A 19,345-nucleotide genomic window follows, 5' to 3' on the forward strand; every position below is an offset into this window, starting at 1 on the left:
GAATGGGGTGGTCGCCGGCGCCACGCGGCGCCGGCAATGGAAGGTCACGATCAGGCGTCGTGGACGTAGTAGCGGCCCTGGGTGCCGGCTGCTTCTTCAAGCTGGGCGAAGGCATCCATCGATCCGGCAAGCTCCGTCTTGAAGCTGTCCCAATCGGAATTCTGATAGCCGCCGACCTCTTTCCACTGTGCCAGTTGATCGTCGGACAGGGAATGGAACTCGACACCGGACTTGCGCAATTCCGCCATGGCGTAGTTGCGCGCCGCGGGAACCTTCGCAAGGTTCTGCTGGGCGGTGATCTCGGAGGCGAACTCGATCCCTTCCTGCACATCCGCCGGCATGGAGTTGAACCATTCGAGATTGCAGGAGTAGACCTGACTGTCGGGAACCGCCTGCGTGAATGTGACGTGGCTCAATATGTCCTTGAAGCCGAAGACGTAGAGCGCCCCGACGGACGGATCGAGCGCATCGGCAACGCCCTGCTTGATCGCGGAAGGTGTCTCGCCCCAGGCCACCGGTGTCGGGTTGGCGCCGACCATGCGGTAATACTGCTGCAGCATCTTGGAACCCGGCACGCGGAATTTCACGCCGTCAAGATCGGCAGGCAGGATCACGGCGCCCGCGCCGCCTTTGCGGACTGCGACAACACGCGGGTCGATAACCACGTAGAACAGTGCCTTGAAGCCCTTTGCTTCCACCTTCGGGTGCACGTCCTTTTTCCAGGCTTCCGATGTCACCAGATTGACGAAGCGTTGGTTCGCGCCGCAGAAATACGGCATGTTGATAAGGTCAACCGAAGGCGCAAAGGGCGCGAAGTTGGACAGCGAATGCTGCGCCGCCTGGATGGTTCCGCCTTGCACCTTCTGGGCAAGCGCACCGCCGGCGCCAAGTTGGCCGCCCGGCGCGAGCTTCACGTAAACCTTGCCGTTCGTGGCGTTCTGGATGTTTTCCTTCAGGTCGAGCTGAAGGATCGGGTAGCTGCGCGAAGCACCCAGAACATAGGCGGTCGCGATCGTCATGACGTGATCCGCGGCACTTTCGCGTTCGCGTTCCTCCTTGGCGGTCTGAGCGGCGGCCTCGGAAGACCAGAGCGTGCCCGCGGCACCCGCGACCACCGCCGCCGTAAACGCGCCGGAGCCTGCCAGTTTGAGAAAATTGCGGCGCTCGGCCGATTTCGGATTGTCGTTCATGGCGTGGTTTCCTCCCTGAAAACTCATTGCTGTGGGTTCTGTTCGCGCTTTTCCCGGATGAGGATCGCGACGACAAAGCAGACGGCCGTTGCCAGGAGCACGAGCATTTCGCTGATATCGTTGAGGAACGACGTCCCGAAAAACGCTCCGCTCAGAACATTTGCGAGAAAGACGGCGAAGAACGCGGCGGCGACAATGAGCATTGGCCTCCTCCCAGGCATAGCTGCTCGAACAGAATGGCTCAATGTAAGCGCTTACATTTTCAATTGCAAGCGCTTGCATTCAATTTATGTAAAGGCTTGCATGGTAGCCTGCCGGACCCTTATTTTAGGATAGCCGCCTTTGCGGCATCCGATTGGAGAGGTCCTTGGAGAAGTTCCAGCCACCGACACTGGAAGATGTCGCCCGCAAGGCGGCGGTTTCGACGGCAACGGTTTCCAGATGCCTGAGCCGTCCCGGCACCGTAAGGCAGGCAACGCGCGAACGGGTGATGCAGGTCGTCAGTGAGCTGGGTTACACCCCCAATTTCGGCGCCCAGGCGATGGCGGCAAGGCGCACCAACACCATCGGCGCCGTCATCCCGACCATGGACAATGCGATCTTCGCAAAGGGACTGCAGGCTTTCCAGGAGGAGATCAGCAGTCGCGGGGCCAGCCTCCTTGTCGCCAGTTCCTCTTACAAAAAGGACCTTGAGGAAAAACAGATACGCGCGCTGATCGCCCGCGGTGTCGATGCCCTGCTGCTGATCGGCGATGACCGCGACGAGGAAATCTACGAATACCTGGCAAAGCGGCATATTCCCTATGTGCTTGCCTGGAATCACCGCAAGGCGGCATCCCACACCTATGTCGGCTTCGACAATTTCCAGGCCGCCTACGCGATGGCCGAGCGCGTGCTGCAACACGGACATCGCAGGATCGCCATGATTGCCGGCATCACGGAAGGCAATGACCGGGCATTCGACCGTCGTGCCGGTGTGCGCAAGGCGCTGTCGGACCATGGCATCGCGGATGCGGACTTCTCGGTCGTCGAATGCGTTTACAGCATCGATGCCGCCGGCGACGCGTTCGAGACGATTTTGGGCACCGGCAGACGCCCGACCGCCGTCATCTGCGGCAATGACGTGCTGGCGGCCGGAGCCATTCTGAGAGCCAAGGCGATGGGCATCAGCGTTCCCGGCGGCATCTCGGTGACCGGATTTGACGACATCGAACTTTCAACCGTCGTCGACCCGGGTGTCACCACCGTTCACGTGCCGCACCGCAGGATGGGCAAAACCGCCGCAACCGTCTTGTTCTCCGCGCTCAAGAACCGCCAGCCAAAAAGCAGAAAACTCGAAACCCACATTATCGAACGTCAGTCGCTCGCGCCGCCGGCAAGCTAGACTGGCAATCGGTCGATTGGAATGCCGGCCGGCATAACAGATCACTGCAACCTGGTAGATTAGCCTCATACAGTCTGAACCGGGCGCAATTCATCCCGAAGCTGCGCAGTTCACCAACCGTTTAAATTTTTGAAGTCACTTGACGGAAGTCAAGGAGAACCGATCCGGAAGCTGACAGTAATTCTCTTGATTTCACGGAGAACTGCTGTGCGCATCGGGTCCTGTCTCAAGGCGATACTCATATTGGTGGCGACCCTTTTCGCGCTGCCGGCGATCGCCGCCGACGCGCAATTGCCGCGTTTCCTCGGCAAGATCGAGCCGGACAGCCTCGTACCCGGCGCGACCGGTTTCGGCACACTGCGTACGGATGTCCCTGTGGCAGCCGTGTTGAACGGCGGTGAAACCGTCGGATGGGCATTCCTGACATCCGATTTCGTCGGCACGACGGGCTATTCCGGAAAGCCGATCCATGTCGTCGCTGCCGTTTCGGACGACGCCGTTCTGACCGGCGTCCAGCTCGTCGAGCACTCCGAACCCATCGTGCTGATCGGCATTCCCGATGCGAAGGTCCAGCGTCTGACCGAAAGCTATGCCGGGCTCGATCTGAAGGCCGAAGCCGCCGCCGGCGGATCGGCGCACGATCTCGATATCATCTCCGGGGCGACCGTCACCATCATGGTCATCGACGATTCAATCGTGCGCGCCGGCTTGAAGGTCGCGCGCGCACTCGGCCTCGGCGGGCTGGCGCCGGAAGCCGCCGCCGGACCGCGGCGGCAGATCAATCCCGACCTTGTTGAAAGCGAGGACTGGATGACCCTGTCCGGTGACGGTTCCGTCCGCGCGCTGACGCTCGATATCGGTCAGATCAATCAGGCCTTCGCCGTGTCCGGCGATGAACGCGCCGCGGCACGTCCCGAAAAAGGCCCGGACACCGACACCTTCATTGACATGAAGGCCACAATGGTCAGCGTTCCCTCAATCGGCCTGAGCCTGCTGGGCGAGGCTGAATACGCCAATCTCCGGAACTGGCTGCAGGAAGGCGAACACGCCATCCTCGTCGCCGGACGCGGGCGTTATTCCTTCAAGGGATCCGGCTATGTCCGGGGCGGCATATTCGACCGCATCCAGCTCATTCAGGGGGACCGTTCCGTGCGCTTTTTCGACCGGCAACATCGCCGCCTCGGAGAGATAGCCGCTCCCGGCGCTCCGAACTTCACCGAGCTTGATCTCTTCAAGATCCCCGCCGATGCGGAATTCGATCCGGCGGCGCCGTGGCGCCTCCAGCTTCTGGCGCAGCGCGCGACCGGCCCCGTCGACAAGAGCTTCCTGACCTTCGATCTCGGTTACCGCCTGCCGGAGCGCTATCTGCTGCCGCTGGCCCCTGCCCCGGACGCAAGCGCCGAGGAGGCCGCCGCCAAGGCGGCGCTATGGCAACGCATATGGCTTGACCGGAAGATCGAAATCGCCGCGCTTGCCGCGATGCTCGCGGTGCTGACCGGCGTCTTTTTCTTCCAGTTCCAGTGGACCCGCAACGAGCGTTTCCTGTTCTGGTTCCGCATGGGCTTCCTGACCGTGACGCTGGTCTTTCTCGGCTGGTACGCCAATGCCCAGCTGTCCGTGGTCAATCTGATGGCGCTTGCCGGCGCGCTGCAGACGGGCTTTACCTGGGACGCCTTCCTGCTCGATCCGATGATCTTCATCCTGTGGTTCTCGGTCGCGGCCGCGCTGGTCTTCTGGGGCCGCGGCGCCTATTGCGGGTGGCTGTGCCCTTTTGGCGCCCTGCAGGAACTGACCAACCAGATCGCACGCGCGTTGAAAGTCCCGCAATGGGAATTGCCCTGGGGGCTGCACGAGCGCCTGTGGCCTGTCAAATATATGATTTTCCTCGGCCTTTTCGGCGTATCCCTGGCCTCAATTCCGCTTGCCGAATCCCTTGCCGAGGTGGAACCGTTCAAGACGGCCATCATCCTGAAATTCGCCCGCGCATGGCCCTTCGTTGTTTTCGCCGTCGGTCTGCTGGTGATCGGACTGTTCGTCGAGCGCTTCTATTGCCGTTACCTGTGCCCGCTTGGCGCGGCCCTGGCGATCCCGGCCCGCATGCGCATGTTCGACTGGCTCAAGCGCTACCACGAATGCGGTCATCCGTGCCGGACCTGCGCCAACGAATGCCCGGTCCAGGCCATCCATCCGACCGGCGAGATCAATCCCAACGAATGCGTCAACTGCCTGCACTGCCAGGTGCTCTACCAGTCCGGAACCAAATGTCCGGTCGTCATGCGCAAGCTCAAGAGCCGTGCGGCCTTCGAAGCGCGCAACAGGAAAAGTTTCACGGCGGCATCACAGGCCGCCGTCCAACCGGCTTCTAAAAAGGAGAAAGCCCATGTCTGAAAAAGGAAAGTCATTGACCATCAATCGGCGTGACCTGCTCGGGGCCACGGCCGGAGGCGCGGTGCTTGCCGCCGCAGGCACCGGTCTCCTGGCCTCGGGTTCCGCACCCGCGCGCGCGGCCGAGGGAGACTTCGCCCTCGCCCCCGGTGAGCTTGACGAATATTACGGCTTCTGGTCGTCCGGCCAGACCGGCGAGATTCGTATCCTCGGGGTGCCGTCCATGCGCGAGCTGATGCGCATTCCGGTCTTCAACCGTTGCTCGGCGACGGGGTGGGGCCAGACGAATGAGTCGCTGAAGGTCCTCACCGAGGGTCTGCTGCCGGAGACCAAGGCCTATCTGGCCGCCCAGGGCAAGGTCACCTATGAAAACGGCGACCTGCACCACCCGCACATGTCCTTCACCGACGGCACCTATGACGGCCGCTACCTGTTCGCCAACGACAAGGCCAACACCCGCGTGGCCCGCATCCGCTGCGACGTGATGAAATGCGACAAGATCATCGAGATCCCCAACGCCAAGGACATCCACGGTCTGCGGCCGCAGAAGTTCCCGCGCACCGGCTATGTCTTCGCCAATGGCGAACACGAGGCACCGCTCGTCAATGACGGCACGATCCTCGACAAGCCCGAGGAATACGTCAACATCTTCACCGCCATCGACGGCGACGAGATGAAGGTGGCCTGGCAGGTCATCGTCAGCGGCAACCTCGATAATTGCGACGCCGACTACCAGGGCAAATACGCCTTTGCCACGAGCTACAATTCGGAGATGGGCACCAACCTTGCCGAGATGACCGAGAGCGAAACCGACCATGCGGTCATCTTCGACATCAAGGCCATCGAGGAAGCGGTTGCCGCCGGCGACTATCAGGAGCTCAATGGCGTTCCGGTCGTCGACGGGCGCAAGGGCTCCCGCCTCACCCGCTACGTGTCGATCCCGAACAGCCCGCACGGCTGCAACGCTGCTCCGGACAAGCGGCACATCGTGATCAACGGCAAATTGTCGCCGACCGTCTCGGTCATCGACGTGGAGAAGGTCCCGGCCCTGTTCGAACAGGATGCGGACCCGCGTTCCTGCATCGTTGCCGAACCGCAGCTGGGCCTCGGACCGTTGCACACCGCGTTCGACGGCAAGGGCAACTGCTTCACCACCCTGTTCCTCGACAGCCAGGTCGTGAAGTGGAACATGGACCGGGCGATCCAGGCCTATGGCGGCGCGGATGTGGACCCGATCATCTCCAAGGTCGATGTGCACTACCAGCCTGGCCATAACTCGACCTCCATGGGCGAGACGGCTGAAGCCGATGGCAAGTGGCTGATCTCGATGAACAAGTTCTCCAAGGACCGCTTCCTCAATGTCGGCCCGCTGAAACCGGAGAACGAGCAACTCATCGACATCTCCGGCGACGAGATGAAGGTGGTGCATGACGGCCCGACCTTTGCCGAGCCGCATGACAGCATCATCGTCCACCGTTCGAAGGTGAACCCGGTCACGATCTGGGAACGCGACGACCCGATGTGGGAGGAGGCCCGTCAACAGGCCGCCGCCGACGGGGTCGATCTCGAGGACGGTGCCGAGGAGCCGATCCGCGATGGCAACAAGGTGCGTGTCTACATGACATCGATCGCGCCGAGCTTCAGCCTTGAGAAATTCACGGTCAAGCAGGGCGACGAGGTCACGATCTACATCACCAACCTCGATGACATCGATGATCTGACCCACGGCTTCTGCCTCTCCAACTTCGGCATCGCCATCGAGGTGGGACCGCAGGCAACCGCGTCGGTGACCTTCGTTGCAGAGCGGCCCGGTGTGCACTGGTTCTATTGCCAGTGGTTCTGCCATGCGCTGCACATGGAAATGCGCGGCCGCATGTTCGTCGAACCTCGGGGCGCCTGACCATGAAGCGCCTCGGTCTCTTCATTGCACTGCTGTTTCTGCCGCTGGCCTGTCTGGCGGCGGAACGGCACGTGCCGGCTGAGCCCGGGGCACTCGCAACTGCTATCGGCGAGGCGAAGGATGGGGAGGTCCTGCGCCTTGCCCCCGGCGTCCACAATGGCCATTTCGCCATTGACCGTCCATTGACACTGGATGGCGGCGGCGAGGCCGTTCTCGAGGGGACCGGCGAAGGAAGCGTGGTAACCGTCAACGCGCCTGACGTTACGATACGCGGCCTGACCATTCGTGGATCGGGATCCTCGCACGACGCCATCGACGCCGGCGTCAGCCTCGGCCGCAAGGCCGATCGCGCCGTCGTCGAAAACAATACGATCACCGGCAACCTCTACGGTGTCGACATCCACGGCGCCAAGGATTCACGCGTCGCCGGCAATGTCATCGTCGGCCGCCGCGATCACCGCATGAACGAACGCGGCAACGGTGTCTATGTCTGGAACGCCCCCGGAGCCGTCGTCGATGGCAACGACATCCGTTGGGGCCGCGACGGCATTTTCGTCAACACCTCGAAAAAGAACAAATTCACCAACAACCGCTTCCGCGATCTGCGCTTTGCCGTGCATTACATGTACGCCAATGACAGCGAGGTCTCGGGCAATATCTCGATCGGCAACGATCTCGGTTACGCCGTGATGTTCTCCAAGCGGGTCAAGGTCACCGACAACATCTCAATCGGCGATGACGAGCACGGCATCATGCTCAACTACGCCAACCAGTCACATGTGTCGGGCAATCTGATCCGCGACGGCAAGAACCGCTGCGTCTTTCTCTACAACGCCCACAAGAACCGGGTCGAAAACAACCGCTTCGAACGCTGCGCCATCGGCATCCACTTCACCGCCGGTTCCGAGCGCAACGCCATCACTGGCAATGCCTTCATCGGCAACCGTACCCAGGTCAAATATGTCGGCTCGCGCTGGCTTGACTGGTCGGCGGAAGAGCGCGGCAACTACTGGAGCGATTTCGCCGGTTACGACATCAATGGCGACGGCATCGCCGACGCACCCTACCGGCCCAATGACCGCATGGACCACATTCTGTGGTCGCAGCCTTCCGCAAAGCTTCTTCTGGGCGCGCCTGCGGTGCAGCTGGTGCGCTGGGCGCAGTCGAGTTTCCCGGCGCTGCTTCCGGGCGGCGTGATCGACAGCCGTCCGCTGATGCGCGCCGTGGATATCACGGTGCCGGAGCTTGGAGATCCGTCATGACAGAACACAAGAACCCCTCCGAAACCGGGGACGCTCTGATCGTCGACGGGCTGTGCAAGCGCCACGGCCGCGTGCAGACGCTCGAAAATGTCAGCCTTGCCCTAAAGCCGGGTGAGCGCATGGCCCTGCTCGGCCATAACGGCGCTGGCAAGACGACGCTGATGAAGCTGATCCTCGGCCTATGGTCGCCAAGCGCGGGTCAAATCAGCGTAGCCGGCGCGGTCCCCGGCAGTTCCGAGGCACGCAGGGCATCCGCCTATCTGCCGGAAGCCGTTGCCTTCCACCGGGCATTGACGGGACGCGAGCAACTGACGCTCTTTGCCCGCCTCGCCGGCGCACCGGTCAAATCCGTCGACGGGCTTCTCGAGCGTGTCGGTGTCGCAGATGCCGCCGACCGGCGCATCGGAACCTGGTCGAAGGGCATGCGCCAACGGCTCGGCCTCGCGCAGGTTCTGCTCGGCAAGCCCCGCATCGCATTGCTGGACGAGCCGACCAGCGGTCTGGACCCCATATCGCGGCACGATCTTTACGCCATTATCGACGAAATGGCGCAGCATGGCACCGCCGTACTGATCGCCTCCCACGCGCTGACGGAAGTCGAAGCCAGAACCGACAGGATCGCAATCATGCGCAAGGGTCGCGTCGTCGCCGACGACACGCTCGCCAGGCTCAGCGCCCGCGCCGAACTGCCGATCCGGCTGAAGCTGACGGCCCAGAACGACGATGCGAGCGAAGTTCACGCCCGGCTCGGCGGCAAGCGCATCAACGGTGCTTCCGTCGAACTGCTGTGCAGCCCGGAAAACAAGATGGAGCGCCTCGCCCATATCGCGGCGCTCGGCGATCTCGTCGTCGACGTGGAGATGGCGCCGCCAAGCCTTGAAGACCTTTACCGCCACTATTCCGGGGAGGATCGCACATGATCGCCCGTGTTCTTGCCGTTGCCGCCGCCGAGATCCACATTGCCCGGCGCAATCTCTGGGTGCTCATGGCGACCGTGATCATGACACTGTTCGCCCTGGCGCTGACCTTCGCCGGCGCGGCGCCGACCGGCGCGCTCGGCGTCGATCTGCTGACCGTATCGGTCGCGTCGATGACCACGCTTTCGGTCTATCTGGCACCGCTGCTGGCGCTGATGATGTCCTTCGATGCGATCGCCGGAGAGAGCGAGCGCGGCGGGCTGGCCCTGCTCCTCACCTATCCGGTGTCGCGCGGCGAGATCCTGTTCGGCAAGTTCCTTGCCCATATCGGAACCATCGCCCTTGCCATGGTTGTCGGCTTCGGCGCTGCGGGCATCGCCGCAGCCCTGAGTGGCGGAGCGGGGACGGAGAGTATCCTGGCCTTGCTGCGGCTGATCGGAACTTCAATCCTGCTTGGCGCCGTCTTCCTCGCGCTCGGATACGCTTTGTCGGCCGCCGTTTCCTCGCCCACGGCAGCAGCAGGCCTTGCAGCCGGCCTCTGGCTCGTCTTCGTGGTGCTCTACGATCTGGGGCTTCTCGGCGCCGTGGTCTATGACAATGACGGTTTCTTCACCCGCAATGTCTTTCCCTGGCTGCTGGTTCTCAACCCGGCCGATGCCTTCCGTCTCTGGAATGTCAGCGCTTCGGAGAATGTGGCGCTTGCCAACGGAATGACGGGCGTCGCCGGCGCCCTTCCGGCCTGGTCCGCTCCGACCTCGCTCATCGTCTGGCCGCTGGCGGCATTTCTTCTCGCACGTCAAGTATTCAGGAGGGTCCAACCATGAAGCACCACCTGCCCTTCACTGCCCTTGCGCTGCTTGTCCTCCTCTCCGCCTGCAGCGAACAGAAGGCCGCCGCGCCCGACCCGGTACCACTCACCGAAGCCGCACTCAGCCACTACTGCCAGATGTATGTCGCCGAGCACAGCGGCCCCAAGGCGCAAATCCACCTGGAAGGCTATCCCGCGCCGCTTTTCTTCGCCCAGGTCCGCGATGCCGTCGCCTATCTGCGCAGCCCAGAACGGGAGGCGCCTGTGACGGCGGTCTATGTCAGCAACATGTCCGTGGCCAAGAGCTGGGACGAGCCGGGGGCGTCGAACTGGATCAAGGCCGGCGAGGCCTCATTCGTCATCGATTCCGACGCAAAGGGCGGCATGGGCGCACCGGAAGTCGTCCCGTTTGAGAACCGCGAGGATGCCGAACGGTTTGCCGCCGAACGCGGCGGCACGACCGCCTCGCTCGACGAAATTCCCGACGAGACTGTTCTGAGCGCCGTCGAGTTTGAACTGCCGGGCGAGGAATCCACCCAATGAGCACGGCCCTTACCCGAAGGCGTTTTATCGCGCTGACGGCAGCGACGATATCCCTGTCAGGCAATGCCCTTGCGGGCGTTCCGGTTGCGCGCTGGCGCGGCACCGCGCTTGGCGCAGCCGCCCGCATGACATTTGTCGGGATGGAACCGAAGCGGGCTGCGCCGATTTTTGCCGCTGTTGAAGCCGAGATCGGCCGGCTGGAACGTATCTTCAGCCTGTACCGGGAAAACTCCGAGCTTTCGCGCCTGAACGCGGAGGGTCATCTTGCAGTCGCGTCCATGGAACTGGTTGAACTCCTGAGCCTCTGCGATGCGCTCAATGAGATGACGGCAGGCGCCTTCGATCCCACCGTTCAGCCTCTGTGGCAGCTCTATGCGGAACGCTCGGCATCCGGCAAACGGCCCTCAGACATCGAAATCGATGCAGCGCTCGAAAAATGCGGCTGGCGGCATGTCAGGCGCAGGGACCGCGAACTCTCTTTCGGAAGGCCGGGCATGGCGATAACTCTGAACGGCATCGCACAGGGCTATGTCACGGACAGGATCGCCGCCCTGCTCAGATCGTTCGGCCTCAAGGACGTGGCCATCGATATCGGAGAGGTCGCCGCTCTTGGCCGCGCCCCCTCGGGCGCGCCCTGGAATGCCGGGATCGCAGCACCGGACGGAACCATCCTCCGCGAGACACCCCTGACCGACCGGGCGCTCGCGACTTCGGCGCCGCTGGCAACGGTGCTCGATCGGGAGGGCCGTCTGGGGCATATACTGGATCCGCGCACCGGCCGCCCCGGCGCACTCTGGCAGCTTGTTTCCGTTTCAGCGCAAAGCGCGGCGCTTGCCGACGGGCTGTCCACCGCCTTTTGCCTCAATGCGCGCGGGGCGATCGATGCGGTTGTCGCGGCGCTGCCGGATGTGAAGCTGGAATATCTCGCCTGACGGGTCAGGACTAAGCGCGGCGCAGAACCTCAGACCGGTCCGATTCCACATAACTGTGCAGCCGCGCAACGTCTGATATCGCCGCCTGGTTCTGGTTGATCCTGATCCCGACGGACCGCAACCGGGAGAAGGCCCGCGACAGGCTTTCCGGCTTCATGCCCAGCCTTCCGGCAATAAGCGCCTTGTCATAGGGAAGCGTCACCGCGCAGGGTCCCTCGTCCACCGGACACAATTCCAGAAGAAACTCCACCACCCTTTGCGTGGCGGTCTGCGCCGCGAGCCGTTCAACCTGGGACACCAGGCCGTGCAGATGCTGGTAGGTGGATGCAAGCATGGCCAGGCAGATTTCCGGCCGCGATTTCATCAATTCCAGCATGAGACTGGCGCGAACCTGCAAAAGACGGCAATCGGTCGCCGCTTCGGCCGTGACGGGATAGACATCGCTTCGGAATGCCGCCGCCTCGCCGAAGCTCTGGCCGCGTGTCGGCACGTGGACAACGGCCTCGGAACCGTTCGGCGAAACGCGATACAGCTTGACCCACCCTTCCAGCACCACAAAAACGCTGTGCGCATGTTCTTCTTGCGGAAAGATTGTTTGTCCGCGATCGAAATTCCGCACGCTCGATTTGGCAAGCAGTTCGCCGGCCACATCTTCCGGGGCCGTCGAGAACAGAATGGACTCCATGGCGACCCTGCGGTCGCCATCGCTCAGTGTCGATAATCCGTGCGCCATGTATCCCCCATAAGCGCGCCAATAGAAGCAGCCTTGCGATCAAGAGCCAAGCGTTTTTGGCGTCGGCGATTATTCGTTGAAGCATGGAAAATAGAGCAACAGCTTAAAAAGGAACTGGCTTTACCGTTGAATCGGCATGTGTTCACGCTTCCCACCTGTTGCAATCTGAAACCGTGACACTATCGTCTGCGCGAGCCGGCTTGGAGCAAGATTGGGAGTTCGAGAATGCCAAAGGATGCAAACGTCCTGCAAGACTCTGGAAAACCGTTATTTTTCGAGGTTTCGAATCCGCAGGAAATCGGCTTCGAACCACCGGTCATCCGTGACGGCCGTGGCGAGGCGGTTCGTCTTGCCGTGCGTTCGCTCACCGTCATGCAGAAAGAGGCCCTCGTTGCTTCGGCGAGAACCGGCAAAGTGTGGCGGCTCGCATCCGACGAGGGTGCCTATCTCGACGGCCACGATTATGCCCCCTGCCCGCTGTCCTTTCTTTCGACCGGCATGGTCAGCAGCTACATGAACGAGATCCTGGCATTGGCGGAAGCACGCGGAATCGCGATCAACGATATCACGCTCATTCAGGACAATTACTACACGATGAAGGGGTCCGCGCTGAAAGGCACCATGACGGGCGGCGCCGAGAACATCGATCTGGAGGTGGTGATCGACTCCGATGCCGACAAGGCAAGCCTGACCAGCCTCATCTATGACGCCGTCGCGGCCTCGCCGCTCAACGGCCTGATGCGCGGTAAGAAGGAGAGCCTTTTCACCCTGGTCCACAATGGCAGTGATATCGGCACCGGCAAGGCATTGCCTGTCGACGGGCCCACCCTGCGCGATGCCGGCGACAAATTCGACGCGACCGATGTTGCCGATGGTGATTGGACGGAACTGATCCGCCACACCGGCCGCATGACGCCGAAAACCGAAGAAACGACGACCCTTGCCGGCGGCTCCCTGACGGACCACCAGGACCGCAGGCTGCACGTCAAGGTCATCTGCCATCTGCGCCCGGACGGGATCAAGGAGATCGAACAGCACCTCTACAATCCGCACGGCTCGATCTTCCGCTACCTGAGCGAAGAGGCGCCGGAAAATGGCGGCAAGGGACGCGCGCCCGACGCCATGTCCTACATCGCCGCCGGGATCGGGTTCTGCTTCATGACGCAGTTCGGCCGCTACGCCAAGATCGTCAAGAAACCGCTGGATGAATATCGTATCCTCCAGGACTTCCACGCCACCCTTGGCGGCGCGTCGGGCGGCACGGGCATGCCCGGCGAGGCCGATCCGCTGGAAACACATTGTTATCTTTCCTCCGGGGAGGATGACGACTATGCGCGCCTGTGTCTCGACATGGCGGAACAGACCTGCTTCCTGCATGCTTTCTGCCGGACCGATCTCAAGGCGAAGGTGAAGGTGACGCCGAAAAGCAAGGCCGCGTGAGACACGGCCATCGACGTCGCAGCGCCTGATTATGTGGGGGTCGTCACCGCCGACGGGCCCGGCCAGCCCTCCTCGCCGATGAGGGGGACAAATCGGACATCCGCCAGTTTCTTCTGTTCGAAACGCCCGTCTGCCAGCCTTGTAACGCGGATGAGTTCCTGATCCTGACGGCTGTCTCCGACCGGAACCACCAGCCGCCCGCCCGGAGCCAATTGTCTCTTCAGCATGTCGGGCATGGCCGGCGCGCCGGCGGAAACAAGAATGGCATCGAAAGGCTCTGCGTCTTCCCAGCCGCGCGTGCCGTCCGCGAGGTGCACATGGACATTCCGATAGCCCTGGCCGTCCAGATTGGACGCGGCCTTGTGCGCCAGCGGGCCGATACGTTCGACGGCATAGACCTCACCGGCAATCTGCGCCAGCACGGCGGCGGCATAGCCGGACCCGGCGCCGATCTCCAACACCCTTTCGCCGCCCTTCAATGCCAGCGCCTCGATCATGAAGGCAACCACGTAGGGCTGCGATATCGTCTGCCCCTCACCGATGGGAAGCGGACCATCCTCATAGGCAAGAAAGCTGAATTGGGCCGCCACAAAGGCTTCGCGACAGACCTTCTCCATGGCCGACAGAACCAGTTCGTCAGAAATGCCGCGGCCACGGATGTGATCCGCGACCATACGTTTTCGCTGGGCCTCAAAATCGGTCATCGACAAGTTTGCGGGACGCAACCATTGCGTCGGCTGGATCATGGACTTGAAAAGGACCGTTACAGCTTAGCCGCCGCAATCCGGCAGGCATAGGCCTAGATTCCGCTTCTCCAGGCCTGCTTTGACTTGCACTTCTTGCAGATGCGGTTGCCGGGGCCGAGACTGTCGAACTTCTCGCCGCACACCAGGCAGCGGCGCCGCTTGCGCTCCACCTTGATGTGATCGTTGACGATTTCTGGTTCCGTGTTCACTCTTGCATTCATAAGCGAACATATAGAGAACGGCCTATGTTTTTCAATGGTTTTCGGTTCGAAAGACGTTACAAAATCCCAGCAGACCGGGGTTTACCGGCCGATTTCCGCGATCAGTGACCTTGTGTCCACCTGCCTGCAATAGCCCGCAATGGCGCGCAATGAATTGTCGTGCCGCTCCTGGCTGTAGGTCGCGCAGGCGTCCGTGACGAGCGTAACCAGATAGCCGAGATCGCAAGCATCGCGCACGGCGCTTTCAACGCACTGATCGGTGATCAACCCGCTGATGACAAGCTGGCGCACACCAAGATTGCGCAAGATGTAGTCGATATGGGTGGACACAAAGACGCTGGAGGATGATTTCGGCAATACGATCTCATCCTCGCCCGGCGCGATTTCATCAATCACCTGTCCGTCCCAGGACCCTTTCGGGACATTGAAGCCGGTGATCTTGTAATCCAGGCTTCGGTCCCGCCCGTCCTTGGTCAGGCTCTCGATCGTCGTATAGAGCACCTCGATGCCGGCCTCCCTGAAGGCGCTCTGAAGCCTTTGCATATTCGGTATCGCGCTGCCGTGCAGCCGGTCGAAATAATAGCCGTATTTCCCGGAGAGGTCGCTGTCGGCAACATCCTTGAACTCGCCGCCCTCGCGGCGCACGCAAAAATTCTGCACATCGATGAACAACAGCGCCGACTGTCGGGCTTCGAGTGGCACATCACGGCTGAGCGAAACTGAGGAACTCATGTGTCGAACCTTCCGCCTCCCGATGCCGCAACGGCGCGGCACATTCGAGATAGGGTCTAAAATTTCGATCAATGTCAACTGAATTGAGCATATTGACAAATTTTTTTCAAACCCGATTATGCGATGAAGACAATAATCCTGTTTGAAGAATGAGCAATCTCCGCGACACAATAGAAGAAATCGGGCCGGCCCTGACATCGAGCGAACGCAAGGTCGCCGGAGTCGTGCTCTCCGATTATCCTTTCGCCGGCCTGCAAACGATCCAGGAACTGGCCAAGGCAACCGGCGTCAGCGCGCCCTCGATCACGCGCTTCGTGTCAAAGGTCGGCTGCAGCGGTTACCAGGAATTCCAGCGCCGGCTGATCGCGGAACTGAAAGAGAGCCACCGCTCCCCGGTCGATCTCAAGCTGACTGAAAACCCGACGCATCCCGGCCGGTTCCTTTTCGATTATGCCGAGCGGATCGCAACACAGGTCAAGGAGATGGCCGCCGGCGTTTCGCAAAGTCAGTTTGACGACGTGTGCGAACTTGTCGGTGATCCCGGCCGCAACATCTTCCTGATCGGCGGCCGGATGAGCGACAGCATCGCCGGCATGCTGACGATGCATTTGCGCCAGATCCGGGAACGCATCTACCACATCCCCTCCAATCCGGAGTTGTGGCCGGATTACATATTGCGCATGCGCAAGCAGGACGTAATGATCCTTCTCGATTTTCGGCGCTATCAATCCAGCCTGACGCAGCTGGCCGAGATCGTATCGGAAAAGCGACACGCGCAGATCGTCGTCATTACCGACCGCTGGCTGACACCGGCATCGCGGCACGCCGCGCATGTTCTCGCCGTTCCCACTGAGATCGGAACAGCCTGGGACGGACAGGTCAGCGCCTTGACTCTGGCGGAGGCGATGATTGTAAAAATCTCCGAGCAGGATTGGGACGCGACACGCAGGCGGATAGAAAAATGGGATGCCGCCAGGCTGCAACAGCCGGGCAGCATTCAGGATGGTATCAAGGACGAGCAGACATGAAATCGGAACCGTTGATTGTGGCCTGTACGAGCGATTTTGCCGGAAAGGTGCGCGGCAAGGCTTTCCCGCAGGACCAATTCGAGAAGCGTCAGAAACGCGGCATCGGCTGGACACCGACAAATGTGCAGATCACCTGTTTCGACATGATTGCCGAAAGCCCCTTTGGCGCGCTTGGCGACCTGGTGCTGATCCCCGCCCCGGAAACACGGGTCAGTCTCGACTACCAGGACGACCTGCCGGCGGAACAGTTCGTTTTCGGCGATATTCTGCACACGGACGGGCGGCCGTGGGAATGCTGCACGCGTTCGCTTCTCAAGGCAGCCCTGGACCGCCTCGAGGCGCTATCCGGCCTGACGCTGCACGGAGCCTTCGAGCACGAGTTCCATATCAAGGACGGAGGCTGCGCCCTTGGCAGCGCCTACACGGCCTCGGGTTTCCGACTGCAGCGCACATTCGGCGAAAAACTGCTCTCGGCCATGCGCAGCGCCGGCCTGAAACCCGACACCTTCATGAAGGAATACGGCGTCGATCAATATGAAGTCACGATGGGTACGTCGGACGGGATCGCGATCGCCGATCATGCGGCGATATTGCGCGAGCTTGTCTATGTCACCGCCGAGCACACGGACAGGCAGGCCAGCTTCACACCCCTGCGCGATCCGGCCGGGGTAGGCAATGGCGTACATCTGCACCTTAGCCTTCGCGACGCGGCAGGAAATCCGGTTACATACGATCCGGACGGCAAGGATGGTCTCAGCGAACCCGCGGGGCGGTTCATTGCCGGGATACTGAAATATCTGGACCGGATCGTCGCGATCACGGCGCCGAGCGTCGTTTCCTATACGCGGCTTACGCCCCATCGCTGGAGCGCCGCCTACAACAATCTCGGATTGCGGGACCGTGAAGCGGCCGTGCGGATCTGCCCGGTATCCGAGTTAAGCGACGTCTCGGTTGCCGATCAGTTCAATTTCGAGTTCCGCGCCGCAGATGCCGCCGCCAGCCCCTATCTCGCCATGGCGGCTATTGTCCACGCTGGCGTCCAGGGCATCGAAGAGGCGCTCGCACAGCCCGACGCAACGGAAGAGGACGTATCCATCCTGTCGGAACAAGCGCTGAAGGAAAAGGGTCTTGTGCGCCTGCCGGGCACCCTTGAAGACGCGCTGGACGCCTTCAGTTCGTCCGACATTGTCAAGGACTGGTTCTCAGCGGAATTCGTGGATGTCTACACGAGGCACAAGAAGGGCGAAATGGCGTTTCTGACCGACAAGTCGGAAGCCGAGATCTGCGCTGCCTACGAAGCGGCCTATTGACACCATAAAGCCGCTGGCGGCACGGATCAGGCCTTGCGGTCCGGCTTGCGACAATCGTAAGGTCAGGCCGGTGCGACCAATCAGAAGTCGACAAAAAACACCGGCATAGGCCGCGGTGCCCCGGCAACCTTCCGGGCATACACCGCGTCACCAGGGTAACGGCCGGCGGGCAAGCCTCTTCGCTCAAGGCGCCTCGAGTACGGAACAGAGCCCGGTCCGGCCTGGATAAAAGGACTGAAAAATGAAGCGACTGATTTTGGGATCTCTCCTGTTTGCTCTTGCGGGAACGGCGGCCAATGCCGAGACGTTCCGCTGGGCCTCGGTAACCGATCCCCAGACAATGGACCCGCATGCTGTCAGTTCCGCACCGGTGCTCGGCTTCCTCAACAATGTCTATGAAGGCCTCGTGCGGCGCGACAAGGATATGCGCATCGAGCCGTCGCTTGCGGTAAGCTGGGAGCCGATCGGCGATGGCCAAGGCTGGCGCTTCAAGCTTCGCGAGGGCGTCAAATTCCACAACGGATCCGATTTCACCGCTGAGGACGTCAAGTTCTCCTACGAGCGCGCCTCGAGCGAGGAGTCGGATGTATCCTCCTGGTTCGCCCCTGTGTCTGAGGTCGTTGTGGTCGACGATTTCACCGTCGACATCATGACCAAACAGCCCAACCCGATCTTCCCGGACTCCATCGCCAACTGGATGATCATGGATTCCGGCTGGGCCGCCGACAACGCAACCGAGCGCCCGGACAAGGAGAACGGCAACCATGCCACGCTCAATGCGAACGGCACCGGCGCATTCATGCTTTCCGAGCGGCAGCCCGGACTGAAGACGGTGCTGGTACCATTCGACGGCTGGTGGGGCGATGCGGAACACAATGTGACCCGCGCGGAATTCACACCGATCCAGAACCCAGCGACCGCCGTGGCCGCGCTGCTCTCGGGCGACGTGGACATGATCAACCCGGTACCGATCCAGGATGCCGAGCGGCTCAAGGCACGCGATGATCTGAAGGTGCTGCAGGGCATCGAGGCACGCGTCATCATGCTCGGTTTCGGACATGAGGCCGACACGCTGAAATATACCGGCGACGCCGGCAAGCCGAACCCGTTCAAGGACCCGCGTGTCCGGGAAGCTGTTGCCAAGGCGATCAATGTCGATGCCATTCTCGCGACCATCATGCGCGGCAATGCCGAGCCGGCCAGCCAGTTGGTGAGCCCGGCCATGCGCGGCTATTCGACCAGTTCCGCCGACCGCCCGGCCTATGACGTCGACGGAGCCAAGGCTCTGCTCGCCGAAGCCGGTTACGGCGATGGTTTCTCTTTCGGTCTCAAATGCCCGAACGACCGTTATCTCAACGACGAGGCGGTCTGCCAGGCCGTTGTCGGCATGCTCGCGCAGATCGGCATCACGGCCGAGCTGGAGGCCATGCCGGTGCGCAATTACTGGCCGGAACTGCGCGCTGACAATTACGACATGTATCTGCTCGGCTGGTCGCCAGGCACGTTCGATGCAGAGCATCCCATCCGCTTCCTGGTCACCACCCCCAACGCCGAAAAGAAGCTGGGATCGTGGAATTTCGGCGGCTATTCCAATGCGCGGGTCGACGAATTGCTGCCGATGATCCAGTCGGAGATCGATGACACGAAGCGTCAGGCTATGCTCGACGAGGTCGCCAGGATACTGCGGGACGACACGGTGTATGTCCCGCTTTATGTGCAGCCGCTGGTATGGGGTGCGCAGGGCAATATCGACCTGACGCAAAGGCCGGACAATTTCTTCATCCTGCGCTGGGTGAACGTGAACTGACCGGGCA

At 61.6% G+C, this 19,345-nt stretch carries 18 protein-coding genes; 12 read left to right on the forward strand and 6 right to left on the reverse strand.

Features of this window, described 5'->3' with window-relative positions; genetic code table 11:
* Positions 1-50: 50 nt before the first annotated feature.
* Both OOZ53_RS03515 and OOZ53_RS03520 read right to left on the reverse strand, forming a co-directional pair.
* Positions 51-1,190: a TRAP transporter substrate-binding protein gene (locus tag OOZ53_RS03515; RefSeq protein WP_271087931.1), complete on the reverse strand. Its 1,140-nt coding sequence runs from the start codon at positions 1,188-1,190 to the stop codon at positions 51-53.
* A 23-nt stretch (positions 1,191-1,213) separates the two neighbouring features.
* Entirely contained in the window at positions 1,214-1,393 is a 180-nt protein-coding gene (locus OOZ53_RS03520; protein WP_271087932.1) for a hypothetical protein, read from the reverse strand.
* Positions 1,394-1,557: 164 nt separating this feature from the next.
* Here OOZ53_RS03520 and OOZ53_RS03525 point away from each other — a divergent pair, with 164 nt between their 5' ends.
* From OOZ53_RS03525 to OOZ53_RS03560, 8 genes are all read left to right on the forward strand, one after another.
* The gene (locus OOZ53_RS03525; RefSeq protein WP_271087933.1) at positions 1,558-2,574 is read left to right on the forward strand and encodes a LacI family DNA-binding transcriptional regulator; all 1,017 of its coding nucleotides are present in this window, start codon (positions 1,558-1,560) and stop codon (positions 2,572-2,574) included.
* Positions 2,575-2,781: 207 nt separating this feature from the next.
* Positions 2,782-4,962, forward strand: a complete 2,181-nt coding sequence (locus OOZ53_RS03530) for a NosR/NirI family protein (RefSeq protein WP_271087934.1) — start codon at positions 2,782-2,784, stop codon at positions 4,960-4,962.
* Entirely contained in the window at positions 4,955-6,859 is a 1,905-nt protein-coding gene (nosZ, locus tag OOZ53_RS03535) for a TAT-dependent nitrous-oxide reductase (protein WP_271087935.1), read from the forward strand. Before OOZ53_RS03530 ends, nosZ begins: the two co-directional genes overlap by 8 nt.
* A gap of 2 nt (positions 6,860-6,861) precedes the next feature.
* Positions 6,862-8,121, forward strand: a complete 1,260-nt coding sequence (locus tag OOZ53_RS03540) for a nitrous oxide reductase family maturation protein NosD (protein WP_271087936.1) — start codon at positions 6,862-6,864, stop codon at positions 8,119-8,121.
* Positions 8,118-9,041: an ABC transporter ATP-binding protein gene (locus OOZ53_RS03545; RefSeq protein WP_271087937.1), complete on the forward strand. Its 924-nt coding sequence runs from the start codon at positions 8,118-8,120 to the stop codon at positions 9,039-9,041. The genes OOZ53_RS03540 and OOZ53_RS03545 overlap by 4 nt, the downstream gene beginning before the upstream one ends.
* Positions 9,038-9,862 carry an ABC transporter permease gene (locus OOZ53_RS03550; protein WP_271087938.1) on the forward strand — a complete coding sequence of 275 codons (825 nt, stop codon included), beginning with the start codon at positions 9,038-9,040 and terminating at the stop codon, positions 9,860-9,862. The genes OOZ53_RS03545 and OOZ53_RS03550 overlap by 4 nt, the downstream gene beginning before the upstream one ends.
* On the forward strand, positions 9,859-10,389 hold the full coding sequence (locus OOZ53_RS03555) for a nitrous oxide reductase accessory protein NosL (RefSeq protein ID WP_271087939.1): 531 nt from the start codon (positions 9,859-9,861) through the stop codon (positions 10,387-10,389). Before OOZ53_RS03550 ends, OOZ53_RS03555 begins: the two co-directional genes overlap by 4 nt.
* The gene (locus OOZ53_RS03560) at positions 10,386-11,321 is read left to right on the forward strand and encodes an FAD:protein FMN transferase (RefSeq protein WP_271087940.1); all 936 of its coding nucleotides are present in this window, start codon (positions 10,386-10,388) and stop codon (positions 11,319-11,321) included. The genes OOZ53_RS03555 and OOZ53_RS03560 overlap by 4 nt, the downstream gene beginning before the upstream one ends.
* A gap of 10 nt (positions 11,322-11,331) precedes the next feature.
* Here the strand turns inward: OOZ53_RS03560 and OOZ53_RS03565 are convergent, their stop codons facing one another.
* Positions 11,332-12,054: a Crp/Fnr family transcriptional regulator gene (locus OOZ53_RS03565; protein WP_271087941.1), complete on the reverse strand. Its 723-nt coding sequence runs from the start codon at positions 12,052-12,054 to the stop codon at positions 11,332-11,334.
* Between the two features lie 225 nt (positions 12,055-12,279).
* On the opposite strand from OOZ53_RS03565, the gene OOZ53_RS03570 reads away from it, so the two are divergent.
* A complete protein-coding gene (locus tag OOZ53_RS03570) occupies positions 12,280-13,494 on the forward strand; it encodes an OsmC family protein (RefSeq protein WP_271087942.1) in 1,215 nt (404 codons plus the stop codon).
* Between the two features lie 29 nt (positions 13,495-13,523).
* Here the strand turns inward: OOZ53_RS03570 and OOZ53_RS03575 are convergent, their stop codons facing one another.
* The 3 genes from OOZ53_RS03575 to OOZ53_RS03585 form a co-directional block, all read right to left on the reverse strand.
* Positions 13,524-14,198, reverse strand: coding sequence for a protein-L-isoaspartate(D-aspartate) O-methyltransferase (locus OOZ53_RS03575; RefSeq protein ID WP_271087943.1), 675 nt, complete (start codon positions 14,196-14,198; stop codon positions 13,524-13,526).
* A gap of 95 nt (positions 14,199-14,293) precedes the next feature.
* On the reverse strand, positions 14,294-14,449 hold the full coding sequence (locus OOZ53_RS03580) for a hypothetical protein (protein ID WP_271087944.1): 156 nt from the start codon (positions 14,447-14,449) through the stop codon (positions 14,294-14,296).
* 93 nt (positions 14,450-14,542) lie between these two features.
* Positions 14,543-15,193: a cysteine hydrolase family protein gene (locus OOZ53_RS03585; protein WP_271087945.1), complete on the reverse strand. Its 651-nt coding sequence runs from the start codon at positions 15,191-15,193 to the stop codon at positions 14,543-14,545.
* A gap of 149 nt (positions 15,194-15,342) precedes the next feature.
* On the opposite strand from OOZ53_RS03585, the gene OOZ53_RS03590 reads away from it, so the two are divergent.
* The 3 genes from OOZ53_RS03590 to OOZ53_RS03600 all read left to right on the forward strand — a co-directional run bounded on the left by OOZ53_RS03590 (position 15,343) and on the right by OOZ53_RS03600 (position 19,338).
* On the forward strand, positions 15,343-16,221 hold the full coding sequence (locus tag OOZ53_RS03590; RefSeq protein WP_271087946.1) for a MurR/RpiR family transcriptional regulator: 879 nt from the start codon (positions 15,343-15,345) through the stop codon (positions 16,219-16,221).
* Complete coding sequence (locus tag OOZ53_RS03595) at positions 16,218-17,531, forward strand: type I glutamate--ammonia ligase (protein WP_271087947.1); 1,314 nt, start codon at positions 16,218-16,220, stop codon at positions 17,529-17,531. Before OOZ53_RS03590 ends, OOZ53_RS03595 begins: the two co-directional genes overlap by 4 nt.
* A 241-nt stretch (positions 17,532-17,772) precedes the next feature.
* Positions 17,773-19,338: an ABC transporter substrate-binding protein gene (locus OOZ53_RS03600; RefSeq protein WP_271087948.1), complete on the forward strand. Its 1,566-nt coding sequence runs from the start codon at positions 17,773-17,775 to the stop codon at positions 19,336-19,338.
* The last annotated feature ends 7 nt before the right edge of the window (positions 19,339-19,345 follow it).

Source organism: Allohoeflea poritis (assembly GCF_027889715.1).
GTDB classification, from domain to species: Bacteria; Pseudomonadota; Alphaproteobacteria; order Rhizobiales; family Rhizobiaceae; genus Hoeflea_A; species Hoeflea_A poritis.